Source organism: Rahnella ecdela (assembly GCF_019049625.1).
In the GTDB taxonomy this organism is placed as follows: domain Bacteria; phylum Pseudomonadota; class Gammaproteobacteria; order Enterobacterales; family Enterobacteriaceae; genus Rahnella; species Rahnella ecdela.
The window spans coordinates 1-1,221 of the sequence record NZ_JAFMOY010000069.1 but is presented as its reverse complement, the minus strand read 5'-3'; the positions used below and the strand labels follow the sequence as shown (position 1 = coordinate 1,221).

The 1,221-nt window shown below is 46.5% G+C and carries 1 protein-coding gene; it reads right to left on the bottom strand.

Going from position 1 to position 1,221, the window contains the following annotated elements; all coding sequences use genetic code 11:
* Window positions 1–7: 7 nt before the first annotated feature.
* Window positions 8–1,168: an IS30 family transposase gene (locus tag J1784_RS00360; protein ID WP_217147590.1), complete on the bottom strand. Its 1,161-nt coding sequence runs from the start codon at window positions 1,166–1,168 to the stop codon at window positions 8–10.
* Between the last annotated feature and the right edge of the window lie 53 nt (window positions 1,169–1,221).

Here is a 1,221-nt window from a genome sequence, read left to right as displayed (position 1 = left end):
TGTGAGTTCAACCGATGGATGCAACACATTGGTTAAAACGCTCTGCGGGTGATTCATAGTCTAGCGTTTTTCTTGGCCTCTCGTTGAGCTGCCTGGCAACACTGTTTAGTCTTAGCTGGCTGTGAACCGATAAGTCAGTTCCTTTTGGAAAATACTGCCTAAGCAATCTGTTCGTATTTTCATTGGAGCCGCGTTGCCAGGGAGATTGAGGATCACAAAAATAGACCTCAATTTCTGTCGCTACAGTAAAAAGGGTGTGATTGGTCATTTCCGCCCCTCGATCCCAAGTTAATGTTTTATACAGTTCAACAGGCAGCTGCCGGGCTTGTTTGATTAGTGCGGATATGACTGTGGCTGTCTTGTTATCACTGATTTTGGCAAGCATAACAAAGCGGGAATGGCGTTCTACCATCGTGACAATATATGAGTTTTTAGAGCCCTGTATCAGGTCTCCCTCCCAGTGACCTGGTATCGCTCTGTCTGCAACATCAGATGGCCTTTCGCTGATGGGTATTGCATGCGGAATTGAGCCTAATCCCTTTCCTTTAAGTGATGTCGTTCTGGATTTACGTACTACTCTTCCGCTTCTTAGGCACTGCTGCAGCTCTTTTTTTAAAGCTCCCCGGGTTTGTATAAAAAGCGTTTTATAAATCGTTTCGTGTGACACCTGCATTTCCTGATTATCCGGATAACAGCGTTTAAGCCAACCGGCGATTTGTTCCGGCGACCAGTCCTGATACATCTTCTCTGCAATGATTTTACACAATGCGGGGCATCCAATTAGCTTGCAAGCTTTTGGCCTCAGGGCACTGTCCCACGCGTCCTTATCAGCTTTTGCAGCTCGGTAATGTTTTGCACCTCCATGCCTTTTGATCTCGCGGCTAATAGTTGAAGGGGCTCTTGATAATTTGTCAGCTATGTCCCTGATGCTACTTTTTGCTACCAGCCCTCTGGATATTTCCTCTCTTTCATCAAGTGAAAGAGCCAGCCGGTGTCGCTTTCTGACAGGAGGGCGATAACCACCAGTTTGATGAATAGTGGGCATAACAGAAGAGTGATATCTGTCGAACATTCTGGCGATATCATGCAGGGAATCACCTTGCTTATACCTGTCCCAGATAATCGCTTTCTGTTCTGGCGTGTAGTAAATGCGCGTTCTTCGTTTCATGGCAACGTCCCCCTTGTTTAAGGATAGCGTTGCGTCGACCCGTTGAACTCACA

What these genes read in the sequence shown, in the direction of transcription:
- J1784_RS00360 (WP_217147590.1), bottom strand. Translation starts at nt 1,168, where the DNA reads ATGAAACGAAGAACGCGCATTTACTACACGCCAGAACAGAAAGCGATT.